The organism is Shigella sp. SIG3 (assembly GCF_053555855.1).
Map to the genome: position 1 here is coordinate 17048 of NZ_JBQZXE010000035.1, position 15290 is coordinate 32337.

A 15290-nucleotide genomic window follows, 5' to 3' on the forward strand; every position below is an offset into this window, starting at 1 on the left:
CCTCTTAACGCGGTTTCTTTTTCACCTGCACAGAGTGATCATGCTGGCACTGTTCAGGATGACGACACGCTTCCACTTCCACGCATGCCGCACAGAGCCCATGTGCTTCAATCACATTATGCCGCAGGGCAAACCCCATTTTTGCCGCCAGCGTATGCATAATGTCTTCCACGCCTTCTGCACACTCTTCTTTCACCGCGCCGCAGCGATCGCAAATAAACATGGCTGACGTATGCGTGGGCTGGTCGAACAGATGACAGAGCACATAACTGTTGGTGGATTCCACCTTATGCACAAAACCTTGCTCAAGCAGAAAATCCAGCGCGCGATAAACCGTTGGCGGCTTGGCTTGCGGTTCAGCTTCGCGCAGTAAATCAAGCAGATCATAAGCGCTGATAGCGCCATCCTGCAGACTCATCAGGCGCAACACTTCCAGGCGCTGTGGGGTCAGGCGCACATTACGCTGCGCGCAGATTTTTTCAGCCTGCGCTAATAACTCCTGCGTTGTGGTCTTTTCCATCGGGCACCTCAAAGTGGGGGTTAAGAATGTCCTTACTTTACCATGTTCCAGGAAAAACACCGAGAACCCTTATTGTTGCCGTAATGTTGATTTTCTGTTTTGTAGGTAAGGTGTTGTGTTGCCTTGTCGTACCATTATCAACACGATAATAATTAATAATTCATTTTTAAATAAATTGCTTCAAGTTAACTCGCTATTTATTTAACTGGGTTTAAACGCATACCTGTAGTTCAGAAATTATGAGCGATTTTTGATAGTGACCAGATGGCAAAAGAATTATAAGGAGGACACGGTACGACAAAAAAGGTAGATGAATCATGTTGAAGATAATACCCGGTGCAACTGGATACTTTAATAAAACACTCAATTCAAATCAATTCGAAAATAAAGATGCAACCAAAGATAAATTGGATAATAGAGGTTCAATCAAAGGTAAATTAAATAATATATATGGTAAATCTATTGATTATGCAGCGCTGCGTCATCGGGATATAATTATTGCAAAAATAGATTTGTTTATTCAACGAATCACGCATAATTTATGGCATGCACGTAAAAAAATGTGTTTTTAATTGAGCAAATAAATGATCTCAAAATGTGGGTCAATAAGTATACTGACGATTGCACTGATGAGGATTTAAACGATCGTGACTTTATTGCATCAGTTGTTGACCGGGCTATTTTTCATTTCGCGATTAATAGTATATGTAATCCTGGGGATAATAAAGATGCAATGCCCATTGAACAATGTACTTTTGATGTAGAAACTAAGAATGGCCTTCCCTCCACGGTTCAGCTATTTTATGAGGAATCTAAGGATAATGAACCTTTAGCGAATATACATTTTCAAGCAATAGGTTCTGGTTTTTTAACGTTTGTTAATGCCTGCCAGGAACATGATGACAACAGCTTAAAATTATTTGCTTCGCTGTTAATTTCACTTTCATATTCTAGTGCCTACGCAGATTTATCAGAAACAGTGTATATTAATGAAAATAATGAGAGCTACCTGAAAGCTCAGTTTGAAAAATTATATCAACGTGATATGAAGAAGTACCTGGGAGAGATGAAGCGTCTGGCAGATGGGGGAGAAATGAATTTTGATGGCTATCTGGATAAGATGTCACATCTGGTGAATGAAGGAACGCTCGATCCTGATATTTTAAGCAAAATGCGAGATGCTGCACCACAATTAATTAGCTTCGCGAAGTCGTTTGACCCAACCTCAAAGGAAGAGATTAAAATACTTACAGACACTTCTAAATTAATTTATGACTTGTTCGGGGTTAAATCGGAGAAATAATATGTGAAGTTCTTCAATAGTATGGAAGGCATTATATAAAAGGACCCAATATTTATTGGGTTCTTTTTTCTCTATCAATGCTATTAGCAGGGAGATATATCACCAGAGTTTAATGTGTGATTTTTTATTTATCGTCGAACCTGGATTGTTTATCATTGGCCTTAACAAAGTTAACGGCTAATAAGATTATTTCCATCACTTCGTGAGAGCTTCATGCCTTGAGAGGATCTCAATTTTCTTTTGCAATGAGACAGGCGCTTCCTGTTGTTATGGTATAGTACCCCGCTATTGAGCCTCCTGAACAGTGAAGCTGAATAACATAACCCCATGATATATCGATAAAATAATCTCTACATTTGAAAATGCACGGTAATTCTGAAATGCAAAAAATCAACCAAACCAGCGCAATGCCTGAAAAAACTGACGTTCACTGGAGTGGTCGGTTTAGTGTTGCACCAATGCTCGACTGGACGGACAGACATTGCCGCTATTTCTTGCGTCTGCTTTCCCGCAATACGTTGCTTTATACCGAAATGGTGACCACAGGGGCGATTATTCACGGTAAAGGTGATTATCTGGCGTACAGTGAAGAAGAACATCCGGTAGCGTTGCAACTGGGCGGTAGCGATCCGGCGGCGCTGGCGCAGTGTGCAAAGCTGGCAGAAGCGCGCGGATATGATGAGATCAACCTGAATGTCGGCTGCCCGTCTGACCGGGTGCAGAACGGCATGTTTGGTGCGTGTCTGATGGGTAATGCGCAGCTGGTTGCCGACTGCGTGAAAGCGATGCGCGATGTGGTGTCGATTCCGGTGACGGTGAAAACGCGTATTGGCATCGACGACCAGGACAGCTATGAATTTCTCTGCGATTTCATCAATACCGTTTCCGGCAAAGGCGAGTGTGAGATGTTCATCATCCACGCACGTAAAGCCTGGCTTTCGGGGTTAAGCCCGAAAGAAAACCGTGAAATCCCGCCGCTCGATTATCCGCGTGTGTATCAACTGAAGCGTGACTTCCCGCATCTGACAATGTCGATTAACGGTGGTATCAAGTCGCTGGAAGAAGCTAAAGCGCATTTGCAACATATGGATGGCGTGATGGTCGGGCGCGAGGCGTATCAGAATCCGGGTATTCTGGCGGCGGTAGACCGGGAGATCTTTGGTTCCTCGGATACCGATGCCGATCCGGTGGCAGTAGTGCGTGCCATGTATCCGTACATTGAGCATGAACTCAGCCAGGGGACGTATCTCGGCCATATTATCCGGCATATGCTGGGTTTGTTCCAGGGTATTCCTGGCGCGCGGCAGTGGCGGCGTTATTTAAGTGAAAATGCCCATAAAGCGGGTGCTGACATTAACGTGCTGGAACACGCGCTCAAACTGGTGGCGGATAAGCGTTAACTTTTCACCAAAAAGTAGTCAAATTCACCACGCCCTGCGCACCGTCGCGGGGCGTTTTGCTGTTAAATCAATAGATTATTTTTGGCATGATTCTTGTAATGCCAGCAAGAGATTTCATATTTGGGAGAGCATCATGCTGGAACTACTTTTTGTGATTGGCTTTTTTGTCATGCTGATGGTCACCGGCGTTTCGTTGCTGGGCATTATCGCCGCGCTGGTTGTGGCGACGGCCATTATGTTCCTCGGCGGTATGCTGGCATTGATGATTAAGTTGCTGCCGTGGTTACTACTGGCGATTGCGGTGGTGTGGGTTATTAAGGCGATTAAAGCACCAAAAATGCCGAAATATCAGCGTTATGACCGCTGGCGTTACTAAGGGATTGTGCGGATGATCACAACCTAAGGTTTTATCCTTAGAACAAAATAGGAATTGATAATCAAATCTGTCACTATTGCGCCTCTAACAGATTCATCGTGCTGTACCCTACATACAGCCGAACTATAAAAAGAAAGGGCTTCCCAGGTGGAAGCCCTATTTCTTTTATGGAATCAGCAGGCTGGAACCTTGCGTCGCCCGGCTTTCCAGAATCTCATGCGCACGCTGCGCATCCTTCAGCGGATATTTCTGCTGCTCGGCGACATCGACCTTAATCACACCGCTGGCAATCAAAGAGAACAGTTCATTACTGGCCTCGGTTAATTCCTCCCGCGTGGTGATATAGCCTTGCAGGGAAGGGCGTGTCACATACAACGAGCCTTTTTGATTGAGAATGCCTAAGTTCACACCGGTAACCGCACCTGATGAGTTGCCAAAACTGACCATTAAGCCGCGGCGTTGCAGGCAATCCAGCGACCGTTCCCAGGTGTCTCTGCCCACGGAATCGTACACTACGCGCACTTTCTTACCGCCGGTGATCTCTTTCAATCGCTCGACCAGATTCTCTTCACGATAGTTAATAACCTGCCACGCGCCGGCTTTTAGCGCGCTCTGCGCTTTTTGCGCGGTTCCTACGGTGCCGATGAGTTTCGCGCCCAGGGCTTTTGCCCACTGGCAGGCAATTAAGCCAACGCCGCCAGCCGCTGCGTGGAACAGGAACTGTTCATCGGGTTTAATTTCATAGGTTTTGCGCAGCAGATAATAAACCGTTAAGCCTTTCAGGAAGGATGCCGCAGGTTGCTCAAAAGAAATTGCCGCAGGCAGAATCGCCGCTTTATCCGCATTAATGTTATGCACAGAGCTGTAAGCGCCTAACGCCGACTGCGCATAGACTACATGATCGCCAGCCTTAATATGCTTTACACCACTGCCGACTTTACTCACGATGCCTGCCGCTTCGGTACCTAATCCGCTGGGTAGCGATGGCGGCGGGTAAAGGCCGCTGCGGATATACGTGTCGATAAAATTGATGCCGATGGCTTTATTTTCGACCTGGATTTCATTCTCCGCCGGATCGGCAGGAGTGAACTCTACGGCTTGAAGTACTTCCGGGCCACCGTGCTTGTGAAATTCAATTCGTGTTGCCATGTGTCCTCCAGAACGTATCGTCAGGGTCTGCTTCATATGGTAAAGTTTCGACCCATTCTTTATTTCGGTAACTCCATTCACTATGGCAGGAAATAAACCCTTCAACAAACAGCAGGCTGAACCCCGCGAACGCGATCCACAAGTTGCCGGGCTGAAAGTGCCTCCGCACTCGATCGAAGCGGAGCAGTCGGTGTTGGGCGGTTTAATGCTGGATAACGAACGCTGGGATGATGTAGCCGAGCGTGTGGTAGCAGACGATTTTTACACCCGCCCACACCGTCATATCTTTACTGAAATGGCGCGTTTGCAGGAAAGCGGTAGTCCTATCGATCTGATTACCCTTGCGGAATCGTTGGAACGCCAGGGGCAACTCGATAGCGTCGGTGGTTTTGCTTATCTGGCAGAGCTGTCAAAAAATACGCCAAGTGCGGCGAACATCAGTGCTTATGCGGACATCGTGCGTGAACGTGCCGTTGTCCGTGAGATGATCTCGGTTGCGAATGAGATTGCTGAAGCCGGTTTTGATCCGCAGGGGCGTACCAGCGAAGATCTGCTGGACCTTGCTGAATCCCGCGTCTTTAAAATTGCCGAAAGTCGTGCAAACAAAGACGAAGGGCCGAAGAACATCGCCGATGTGCTCGACGCAACCGTGGCGCGTATTGAGCAGTTGTTTCAGCAGCCACACGATGGCGTTACCGGGGTAAACACCGGTTATGACGATCTCAACAAAAAAACCGCTGGCTTGCAGCCGTCGGATTTGATCATCGTCGCCGCGCGTCCGTCGATGGGTAAAACAACATTTGCGATGAACCTCGTCGAAAACGCGGCAATGTTGCAGGATAAACCAGTACTTATCTTCTCGCTGGAGATGCCATCAGAACAGATCATGATGCGTTCTCTGGCGTCGCTGTCGCGCGTTGACCAGACTAAAATCCGTACCGGGCAGCTCGATGATGAAGACTGGGCGCGCATTTCCGGCACCATGGGTATTTTGCTCGAAAAACGCAATATCTATATCGATGACTCTTCCGGCCTGACGCCAACGGAAGTGCGTTCCCGCGCACGCCGTATTGCCCGTGAACACGGCGGCATCGGGCTTATCATGATCGACTACCTGCAACTGATGCGCGTACCGGCGCTTTCCGATAACCGTACGCTGGAAATTGCAGAAATCTCCCGCTCGCTGAAAGCACTGGCGAAAGAACTGAACGTGCCGGTGGTGGCGCTGTCCCAGTTGAACCGTTCTCTGGAACAACGTGCCGACAAACGTCCGGTCAACTCCGACCTGCGTGAATCTGGCTCTATCGAGCAGGATGCGGACTTGATCATGTTTATCTATCGTGATGAGGTGTATCACGAAAACAGTGATTTAAAAGGCATCGCGGAAATTATTATCGGTAAACAACGTAACGGCCCAATCGGGACGGTACGCCTGACCTTTAACGGTCAATGGTCGCGCTTCGACAACTATGCGGGGCCGCAGTACGACGACGAATAATAATTATTTTATGAATTAGGTAATTAAAGCAAACAATTATCAAGGAACACAAATGCAAGCGGCAACTGTTGTGATTAACCGCCGCGCTCTGCGACACAACCTGCAACGTCTTCGTGAACTGGCACCTGCCAGTAAAATGGTTGCGGTGGTGAAAGCGAACGCTTATGGTCACGGTCTTCTTGAGACCGCGCGAACGCTCCCCGATGCTGACGCCTTTGGCGTAGCCCGTCTCGAAGAAGCTCTGCGACTGCGTGCGGGGGGAATCACCAAACCTGTACTGTTACTCGAAGGCTTTTTTGATGCCAGAGATCTGCCGACGATTTCTGCGCAACATTTTCATACCGCCGTGCATAACGAAGAACAGCTGGCTGCGCTGGAAGAGGCTAGCTTGGACGAGCCGGTTACCGTCTGGATGAAACTCGATACCGGTATGCACCGTCTGGGCGTAAGGCCGGAACAGGCTGAGGCGTTTTATCATCGCCTGACCCAGTGCAAAAACGTTCGTCAGCCGGTGAATATCGTCAGCCATTTTGCGCGCGCGGATGAACCAAAATGTGGCGCAACCGAGAAACAACTCGCTATCTTTAATACCTTTTGCGAAGGCAAACCTGGTCAACGTTCCATTGCCGCGTCGGGTGGCATTCTGCTGTGGCCACAGTCGCATTTTGACTGGGTGCGCCCGGGCATCATTCTTTATGGCGTCTCGCCGCTGGAAGATCGCTCCACCGGTGCCGATTTTGGCTGTCAGCCAGTGATGTCACTAACCTCCAGCCTGATTGCCGTGCGTGAGCATAAAGCCGGAGAGCCTGTTGGTTATGGTGGAACCTGGGTAAGCGAACGTGATACCCGTCTTGGCGTAGTCGCGATGGGCTATGGCGATGGTTATCCGCGCGCCGCGCCGTCCGGTACGCCAGTGCTGGTGAACGGTCGCGAAGTACCGATTGTCGGGCGCGTGGCGATGGATATGATCTGCGTAGACTTAGGTCCACAGGCGCAGGACAAAGCCGGGGATCCGGTCATTTTATGGGGCGAAGGTTTGCCCGTAGAACGTATCGCTGAAATGACGAAAGTAAGCGCTTACGAACTTATTACGCGCCTGACTTCAAGGGTCGCGATGAAATACGTGGATTAATCGTTCTGTAATATTTGATTGTCTGTGCCGGATGCGGCGTGAATGCCTTATCCGGCCAATAAAATCCTAAAAATTCAATAAGTTGATGTTCTTTCATGCTCTTATAAAGGTCGTGCCTCTGGCGGATGTACGTTTATCATTAGTCTCACTCTGTTGCTAATTGCCGTTCGCTCCTGAACATCCACTCGATCTTCGCCTTCTTCCGGTTTATTGTGTTTTAACCACCTGCCCGTAAACCTGGAGAACCATCGCGTGTTTCAAAAAGTTGACGCCTACGCTGGCGACCCGATTCTTACGCTTATGGAGCGTTTTAAAGAAGACCCTCGCAGCGACAAAGTGAATTTAAGTATCGGTCTGTACTACAACGAAGACGGAATTATTCCACAATTGAAAGCCGTGGCGGAGGCGGAAGCGCGCCTGAATGCGCAGCCCCATGGCGCTTCGCTTTATTTACCGATGGAAGGGCTTAACAGCTATCGCCATGCCATTGCGCCGCTGCTGTTTGGTGCGGACCATCCGGTACTGCAACAACAGCGCGTAGCAACCATTCAAACCCTTGGCGGCTCAGGGGCATTGAAAGTGGGCGCGGATTTCCTGAAACGCTACTTCCCGGAATCAGGCGTCTGGGTCAGCGATCCTACTTGGGAAAACCACGTAGCAATATTCGCCGGGGCTGGATTCGAAGTGAGTACTTACCCCTGGTATGACGAAGTGACTAACAGCGTGCGCTTTAATGACCTGTTGGCGACGCTGAAAACATTACCTGCCCGCAGTATTGTGTTGCTGCATCCATGTTGCCACAACCCAACGGGTGCCGATCTCACTAATGATCAGTGGGATGCGGTGATTGAAATTCTCAAAGCCCGCGAGCTTATCCCATTCCTCGATATTGCCTATCAAGGATTTAGTGCCGGTATGGAAGAGGATGCCTACGCTATTCGCGCCATTGCCAGCGCTGGATTACCCGCTCTGGTGAGCAATTCGTTCTCGAAAATTTTCTCCCTTTACGGCGAGCGCGTCGGCGGACTTTCTGTTCTGTGTGAAGATGCCGAAGCCGCTGGCCGCGTACTGGGGCAATTGAAAGCAACAGTTCGCCGCAACTACTCCAGCCCGCCGAATTTTGGTGCGCAGGTGGTGGCTGCAGTGCTGAATGACGAGGCATTGAAAGCCAGCTGGCTGGCGGAAGTAGAAGAGATGCGTACTCGCATTCTGGCAATGCGTCAGGAATTGGTGAAGGTATTAAGCACAGAGATGCCAGAACGCAATTTCGATTATCTGCTTAATCAGCGCGGCATGTTCAGTTATACCGGTTTAAGTGCCGCTCAGGTTGACCGACTACGTGAAGAATTTGGTGTCTATCTCATCGCCAGCGGTCGCATGTGTGTCGCCGGGTTAAATACGGCAAATGTACAACGTGTGGCAAAGGCGTTTGCTGCGGTGATGTAATGCAGGAAAGCAGGCTGGAGTTACCCAGCCTGCAGTGAAATTAAACTGTCGTCGCTTTCACTATTTCTTTGTAGATGATTTTTTTGATGCCGTTGTTCTACGTGAGAGATAATAAAACGTTGTCAGTTCTTTTATTGTTAAGTTTATCCCAATTATCTGGAATTCCTTTCCCTATTTTTTCGTGTGGAGTAATAATTTCTGCACATCTAACCATTATTAAATTTAATAATAAGTATCGGGTTTGTTACGATAGAATATTTCTATATCCTCAAGAATATGCTTTGCCTTATTGCCTGTGACTTTCTGAGATTCAATTATAGTATCGTTAAATTCTAATGTTAAAGAGAACTCTTTTTTTCCGCTTTGTATAAGTTTAACCTTATATTGATTACCAATATCAAATAAAAAGGTCCTGTAATGAGAATAATCACCTTTAACCTCCTCGGCAAAACAGCAAAGCGTGCAAATATACATAAAGTCTTTCTTACCCCTGATTTTGTTAACTAAATCAATAAATGCGTGAAAAACTTTACTTGCAATAGAACTTGATACTTCTTCTCCAGGTCTACAAAAATCTTTTGCAATTTTTAACTGTGTTTCTATGTATAAAAAGAAATCTTTGGCATAAGAGAAATCTTTGGCATAAGAGATATCTTTATTATTTAGTGCATCTAGCTCAACAGGTAAAGATGTCGTTTTGTTGCTATTCACATATGATATATTCATATCATCATCTCCATCGCGAGTAATAAAATTAATCACCATTGTAGGGTAGGGGGCTGGTCAATCAGAAATCATCTTTATAAACTTCGATTGTTTTTGTAATGCTGTATCATTAAGTTCATTAAATCGTACAGCAGATAAATGTTCTATCAAATTTCGCTCATTTGCCGAGGATTCATCATAATAAACGTAAAATTAATGTATCCTTACATCGAGTAATAAACATTTTTTATACAAAAAAAGACAGGAACGTATTTACTGGGTTAAATATAATCATCCTGCTTTTCATCACAAAAACCGCAGATAATCCTTCCTTTCCCCGGCAGCTGGCGTTATGGTCAGATGGTTTTTGCAACAAATCTCACAATAAAAAGTTTCAACATACTGACTATTTAGGGAAAAATATGCGCAAGATCACACAGGCAATCAGTGCCGTTTGCTTATTGTTCGCTCTAAACAGTTCCGCTGTTGCCCTGGCCTCATCTCCTTCACCGCTTAACCCTGGGACTAACGTTGCCAGGCTTGCTGAACAGGCACCAATTCATTGGGTTTCGGTCGCACAAATTGAAAATAGCCTCGCAGGGCGTCCGCCAATGGCGGTGGGGTTTGATATCGATGACACGGTACTTTTTTCCAGTCCGGGGTTCTGGCGCGGCAAAAAAACCTTCTCGCCAGAAAGCGAAGATTATCTGAAAAATCCTGTGTTCTGGGAAAAAATGAATAATGGCTGGGATGAATTCAGCATTCCAAAAGAGGTCGCTCGCCAGCTGATTGATATGCATGTACGCCGCGGTGACGCGATCTTCTTTGTGACTGGTCGTAGCCCGACGAAAACAGAAACGGTTTCAAAAACGCTGGCGGATAATTTTCATATTCCTGCCACCAACATGAATCCGGTAATCTTTGCGGGCGATAAACCAGGGCAAAATACAAAATCGCAATGGCTGCAGGATAAAAATATCCGAATTTTTTATGGCGATTCCGATAACGATATTACCGCCGCACGCGATGTCGGCGCTCGTGGTATCCGCATTCTGCGCGCCTCCAACTCTACCTACAAACCCTTGCCACAAGCGGGTGCGTTTGGTGAAGAGGTGATCGTCAATTCAGAATACTGACAGAGCGGGAGAGAGTGATGCTCTCCCGAATGCTGTTTTTTTAATCACACCTTTATCCTTTCGCTGTCTTGCTGCAAACTGATTAAGAGAGTTTTATCAAGGAGCAGCACATGTGGTATCAAAAGACGCTCACGCTTAGCGCCAAATCTCGTGGGTTTCATCTGGTAACGGATGAAATTCTGAATCAGCTGGCTGATATGCCGCGCGTTAACATCGGCTTACTGCATCTGTTGCTGCAACATACCTCCGCCTCTCTGACACTTAATGAGAACTGCGATCCCACCGTACGCCACGACATGGAGTGTTTTTTCCTCCGCACCGTTCCCGACAACGGAAATTATGAGCATGACTATGAGGGAGCAGACGATATGCCTTCTCATATCAAATCCTCAATGCTGGGAACATCGCTTGTATTGCCGGTACATAAAGGGCGTATTCAGACCGGCACTTGGCAAGGCATCTGGCTGGGGGAACATCGCATCCACGGCGGATCGCGTCGCATCATCGCGACACTACAAGGGGAGTAAAAAATGACCATTTCGGAGTTGCTACAATATTGCATGGCAAAACCAGGCGCAGAACAGAGCGTGCATAACGACTGGAAAGCGACGCAGATCAAAGTGGAAGATGTACTGTTTGCGATGGTGAAAGAAGTAGAAAATCGCCCAGCTGTTTCGCTGAAAACCAGCCCGGAGCTGGCGGAGCTGCTACGTCAGCAGCACAGCGATGTGCGTCCTAGCCGCCATCTGAATAAAGCGCACTGGAGCACCGTGTATCTCGACGGTTCGCTGCCGGATTCGCAAATCTATTATCTGGTGGATGCGTCTTATCAGCAGGCAGTGAATTTACTACCGGAAGAAAAGCGTAAATTGCTGGTACAACTCTGAAAGGAAAAGGCCGCTCAGAAAGCGGCCTTAACGATTACAGCATCGGCTTGAGGAAGCGTGCCGTATGCGAAGCTTCGCACTCCGCGACGGTTTCTGGCGTACCGGAGACGAGGATTTCGCCGCCGCCACTGCCGCCTTCTGGTCCCAGGTCGACAATCCAGTCAGCGGTTTTGATCACGTCGAGATTGTGCTCAATCACCACAATGGTATTGCCCTGATCGCGCAGTTTATGCAGCACGTCGAGGAGTTGCTGAATATCGGCGAAGTGCAGACCGGTGGTCGGCTCGTCGAGAATATACAGCGTCTGCCCGGTGCCGCGTTTTGACAGCTCACGCGCCAGCTTCACGCGCTGGGCTTCACCACCAGAAAGTGTGGTTGCGGACTGCCCCAGGCGAATGTACGTCAGACCAACGTCCATCAACGTTTGCAGCTTACGCGCCAGAGCTGGCACCGCATCAAAGAACTCACGCGCCTCTTCGATGGTCATATCCAGCACTTCGTGGATGGTTTTGCCTTTGTACTTAATTTCCAGCGTTTCACGGTTATAGCGTTTACCTTTGCACTGATCGCACGGCACGTAGATATCCGGCAGGAAGTGCATCTCCACTTTGATCACACCGTCGCCCTGACAGGCTTCGCAGCGCCCGCCACGGACGTTAAAGCTGAAACGTCCTGGCGTATAACCACGCGCACGGGATTCCGGTACGCCCGCAAACAGTTCGCGCACAGGCGTAAACACGCCGGTATAGGTCGCCGGGTTAGAACGTGGAGTACGACCAATTGGGCTTTGGTCGATATCGATCACTTTATCGAAATGCTCCAGTCCCTGAATATCGCGATACGGTGCCGGTTCGGCGATGGTCGCACCATTCAACTGGCGTTGGGCAATCGGGAACAGTGTGTCGTTAATCAGCGTCGATTTACCGGAACCTGAAACCCCTGTGATGCAGGTAAACAGACCGACTGGCAGCGTGAGCGTCACGTCCTTCAGGTTGTTGCCGCGTGCGCCTGTCAGCTTCAGCACTTTTTCTGGATTCGCCGGAACGCGTTTCTTCGGCACTTCAATCTTGCGTTTACCGCTCATGTACTGCCCGGTCAACGATTCAGGCACCGCCATAATCGCTTCCAGCGGACCTTCTGCGACCACTTCACCGCCGTGAACACCCGCACCAGGACCGATATCGATCACATGGTCAGCGGCGCGAATTGCGTCTTCGTCATGCTCCACCACAATCACGGTATTACCGAGATCGCGCAGATGGATAAGCGTACCCAACAGGCGCTCGTTATCGCGCTGGTGCAGGCCGATAGACGGCTCGTCCAGCACGTACATAACGCCAACCAGGCCCGCACCAATCTGGCTCGCCAGACGGATACGCTGGGCTTCACCGCCGGAAAGTGTTTCTGCCGAGCGGGAAAGTGTCAGGTAATTCAGGCCGACGTTTACGAGGAATTTCAGGCGATCGCCGATCTCTTTAAGAATTTTTTCCGCAATCTTCGCCCGCTGACCAGCGAGTTTGAGATTGTTGAAGAATTCCATCGCATGACCGATGCTCATGTCGGAGATAGCAGGCAGCGGCGTATTCTCGACATAAACGTGGCGCGCTTCCCGACGCAGACGCGTCCCTTCGCAGCTGGCGCATGGGCGATTGCTGATAAACTTGGCTAATTCTTCACGTACCGCACTGGATTCTGTCTCTTTATAACGGCGCTCCATATTGTGCAGCACGCCTTCGAACGGATGACGACGGATGGAGGTATCGCCACGATCGTTCATGTATTTGAATTCAATGTTTTCTTTGCCAGAACCGTACAACACCACTTTATGCACGTTCGCGCTCAGGCTGCCCCACGGCGCTTCGACGTCGAACTTATAGTGATCTGCCAGCGATTTCAGCATCTGGAAGTAATAGAAGTTGCGGCGATCCCAGCCACGGATCGCACCGCCAGCCAGTGACAGCTCGGGGTTTTGGATCACGCGGTCAGGATCGAAATATTGCTGTACGCCAAGGCCGTCACAGGTCGGGCAGGCACCTGCCGGGTTGTTAAACGAAAACAGTCGCGGCTCCAGTTCACGCATACTGTAGCCGCAAATTGGGCAGGCGAAGTTGGCGGAGAACAGCAGCTCTTCCGCTTTCGGGTCGTCCATATCCGCCACTACCGCTGTACCACCGGAAAGTTCCAGCGCGGTTTCAAACGACTCCGCAAGACGTTGGGTAAGATCGTCACGCACCTTGAAGCGATCAACCACCACTTCAATGGTATGTTTCTTTTGCAGTTCCAGTTTCGGCGGATCGGAAAGATCGCAGACTTCGCCATCAATACGAGCACGGATGTAACCCTGGCTTGCCAGGTTCTCCAGCGTTTTGGTGTGTTCGCCTTTGCGCTCTTTAATGATTGGCGCGAGCAGCATCAGACGCTTGCCTTCCGGCTGCGACAGCACGTTATCCACCATCTGGCTGACGGTTTGCGCCGCCAGCGGGACGTCGTGGTCCGGACAGCGCGGTTCGCCGACGCGGGCGAACAACAAACGCAAATAGTCGTGGATTTCGGTGATTGTCCCCACCGTAGAACGCGGGTTATGAGACGTCGATTTCTGCTCAATTGAGATGGCAGGAGAAAGCCCCTCAATATGATCGACGTCCGGCTTTTCCATCAGTGACAGAAACTGCCGCGCGTAGGCGGAAAGGGATTCAACGTAACGGCGCTGCCCTTCGGCATATAAGGTGTCGAAAGCGAGCGAGGATTTGCCAGAACCCGAAAGCCCGGTCACGACAATGAGCTTGTCGCGGGGGATAACGAGGTTGATGTTTTTGAGATTATGGGTGCGGGCGCCCCGAACTTCGATCTTATCCATTCACCTTTCCCGGATTAAACGCTTTTTTGCCCGGTGGCATGGTGCTACCGGCGATCACAAACGGTTAATTATGACACAAATTGACCTGAATGAATATACAGTATTGGAATGCATTATCCGGAGTGTTGTGTAACAATGTCTGGCCAGGTTTGTTTCCCGGAACCGAGGTCACAACATAGTAAAAGCGCTATTGGTAATGGTACAATCGCGCGTTTACACTTATTCAGAACGATTTTTTTCAGGAGACACGAACATGGCCAGCAGAGGCGTAAACAAGGTTATTCTCGTTGGTAATCTGGGTCAGGACCCGGAAGTACGCTACATGCCAAATGGTGGCGCAGTTGCCAACATTACGCTGGCTACTTCCGAATCCTGGCGTGATAAAGCGACCGGCGAGATGAAAGAACAGACTGAATGGCACCGCGTTGTGCTGTTCGGCAAACTGGCAGAAGTGGCGAGCGAATATCTGCGTAAAGGTTCTCAGGTTTATATCGAAGGTCAGCTGCGTACCCGTAAATGGACCGATCAATCCGGTCAGGATCGCTACACCACAGAAGTCGTGGTGAACGTTGGCGGCACCATGCAGATGCTGGGTGGTCGTCAGGGTGGTGGCGCTCCGGCAGGTGGCAATATCGGTGGTGGTCAGCCGCAGGGCGGTTGGGGTCAGCCTCAGCAGCCGCAGGGTGGCAATAAGTTCAGCGGCGGCGCGCAGTCTCGCCCGCAGCAGTCCGCTCCGGCAGCGCCGTCTAACGAGCCGCCGATGGACTTTGATGATGACATTCCGTTCTGATTTGTCATTAAAACAATAGGTTATATTGTTTTAAGGTGGATGATTAAAGCATCTGCCAGCCATAAAAAAGAAGCCTCCGTTATGGAGGCTT

The 15290-nt window shown here is 49.2% G+C and carries 12 protein-coding genes and 2 pseudogenes; 10 read left to right on the forward strand and 4 right to left on the reverse strand.

Annotated elements, in window-relative coordinates; genetic code table 11:
• Positions 1-4: 4 nt before the first annotated feature.
• Positions 5-520: a zinc uptake transcriptional repressor Zur gene (gene zur, locus ACUU1I_RS08925; RefSeq protein WP_001295691.1), complete on the reverse strand. Its 516-nt coding sequence runs from the start codon at positions 518-520 to the stop codon at positions 5-7.
• 317 nt (positions 521-837) lie between these two features.
• On the opposite strand from zur, the pseudogene ACUU1I_RS08930 reads away from it, so the two are divergent.
• The 3 genes and pseudogenes from ACUU1I_RS08930 to pspG all read left to right on the forward strand — a co-directional run bounded on the left by ACUU1I_RS08930 (position 838) and on the right by pspG (position 3599).
• Positions 838-1823, forward strand: a pseudogene (locus tag ACUU1I_RS08930) (DUF2713 domain-containing protein).
• A 362-nt stretch (positions 1824-2185) separates the two neighbouring features.
• Positions 2186-3223: a tRNA dihydrouridine(20/20a) synthase DusA gene (gene dusA, locus ACUU1I_RS08935; protein ID WP_005050598.1), complete on the forward strand. Its 1038-nt coding sequence runs from the start codon at positions 2186-2188 to the stop codon at positions 3221-3223.
• Between the two features lie 133 nt (positions 3224-3356).
• The gene (pspG, locus tag ACUU1I_RS08940; protein WP_000891402.1) at positions 3357-3599 is read left to right on the forward strand and encodes an envelope stress response protein PspG; all 243 of its coding nucleotides are present in this window, start codon (positions 3357-3359) and stop codon (positions 3597-3599) included.
• Positions 3600-3764: 165 nt separating this feature from the next.
• Here pspG and ACUU1I_RS08945 read toward each other — a convergent pair whose 3' ends face one another.
• Positions 3765-4748, reverse strand: a complete 984-nt coding sequence (locus ACUU1I_RS08945) for a quinone oxidoreductase (RefSeq protein WP_000235503.1) — start codon at positions 4746-4748, stop codon at positions 3765-3767.
• Between the two features lie 82 nt (positions 4749-4830).
• Here ACUU1I_RS08945 and dnaB point away from each other — a divergent pair, with 82 nt between their 5' ends.
• The 3 genes from dnaB to tyrB all read left to right on the forward strand — a co-directional run bounded on the left by dnaB (position 4831) and on the right by tyrB (position 8824).
• Positions 4831-6246: a replicative DNA helicase gene (dnaB, locus tag ACUU1I_RS08950; RefSeq protein WP_000918363.1), complete on the forward strand. Its 1416-nt coding sequence runs from the start codon at positions 4831-4833 to the stop codon at positions 6244-6246.
• Positions 6247-6298: 52 nt separating this feature from the next.
• Entirely contained in the window at positions 6299-7378 is a 1080-nt protein-coding gene (gene alr, locus ACUU1I_RS08955) for an alanine racemase (protein WP_001147328.1), read from the forward strand.
• Between the two features lie 252 nt (positions 7379-7630).
• Positions 7631-8824 carry an aromatic amino acid transaminase gene (gene tyrB, locus ACUU1I_RS08960; RefSeq protein ID WP_000486978.1) on the forward strand — a complete coding sequence of 398 codons (1194 nt, stop codon included), beginning with the start codon at positions 7631-7633 and terminating at the stop codon, positions 8822-8824.
• A 503-nt stretch (positions 8825-9327) separates the two neighbouring features.
• On the opposite strand, the pseudogene ACUU1I_RS08965 reads toward tyrB, so the two are convergent.
• Positions 9328-9550, reverse strand: a pseudogene (locus ACUU1I_RS08965) (hypothetical protein).
• A 401-nt stretch (positions 9551-9951) separates the two neighbouring features.
• Here ACUU1I_RS08965 and aphA point away from each other — a divergent pair.
• The 3 genes from aphA (at position 9952) to ACUU1I_RS08980 (ending at position 11552) form a co-directional block, all read left to right on the forward strand.
• The gene (gene aphA / locus ACUU1I_RS08970; protein WP_001226928.1) at positions 9952-10665 is read left to right on the forward strand and encodes an acid phosphatase AphA; all 714 of its coding nucleotides are present in this window, start codon (positions 9952-9954) and stop codon (positions 10663-10665) included.
• 110 nt (positions 10666-10775) lie between these two features.
• A complete protein-coding gene (locus ACUU1I_RS08975) occupies positions 10776-11192 on the forward strand; it encodes a secondary thiamine-phosphate synthase enzyme YjbQ (RefSeq protein ID WP_000270367.1) in 417 nt (138 codons plus the stop codon).
• A gap of 3 nt (positions 11193-11195) precedes the next feature.
• Positions 11196-11552, forward strand: a complete 357-nt coding sequence (locus ACUU1I_RS08980) for an MmcQ/YjbR family DNA-binding protein (RefSeq protein ID WP_000155657.1) — start codon at positions 11196-11198, stop codon at positions 11550-11552.
• 34 nt (positions 11553-11586) lie between these two features.
• Here ACUU1I_RS08980 and uvrA read toward each other — a convergent pair whose 3' ends face one another.
• Entirely contained in the window at positions 11587-14409 is a 2823-nt protein-coding gene (gene uvrA / locus ACUU1I_RS08985; protein ID WP_000357740.1) for an excinuclease ABC subunit UvrA, read from the reverse strand.
• Between the two features lie 253 nt (positions 14410-14662).
• Here uvrA and ssb1 point away from each other — a divergent pair, with 253 nt between their 5' ends.
• Positions 14663-15199, forward strand: coding sequence for a single-stranded DNA-binding protein SSB1 (ssb1, locus tag ACUU1I_RS08990; RefSeq protein ID WP_000168302.1), 537 nt, complete (start codon positions 14663-14665; stop codon positions 15197-15199).
• Positions 15200-15290: the final 91 nt, after the last annotated feature.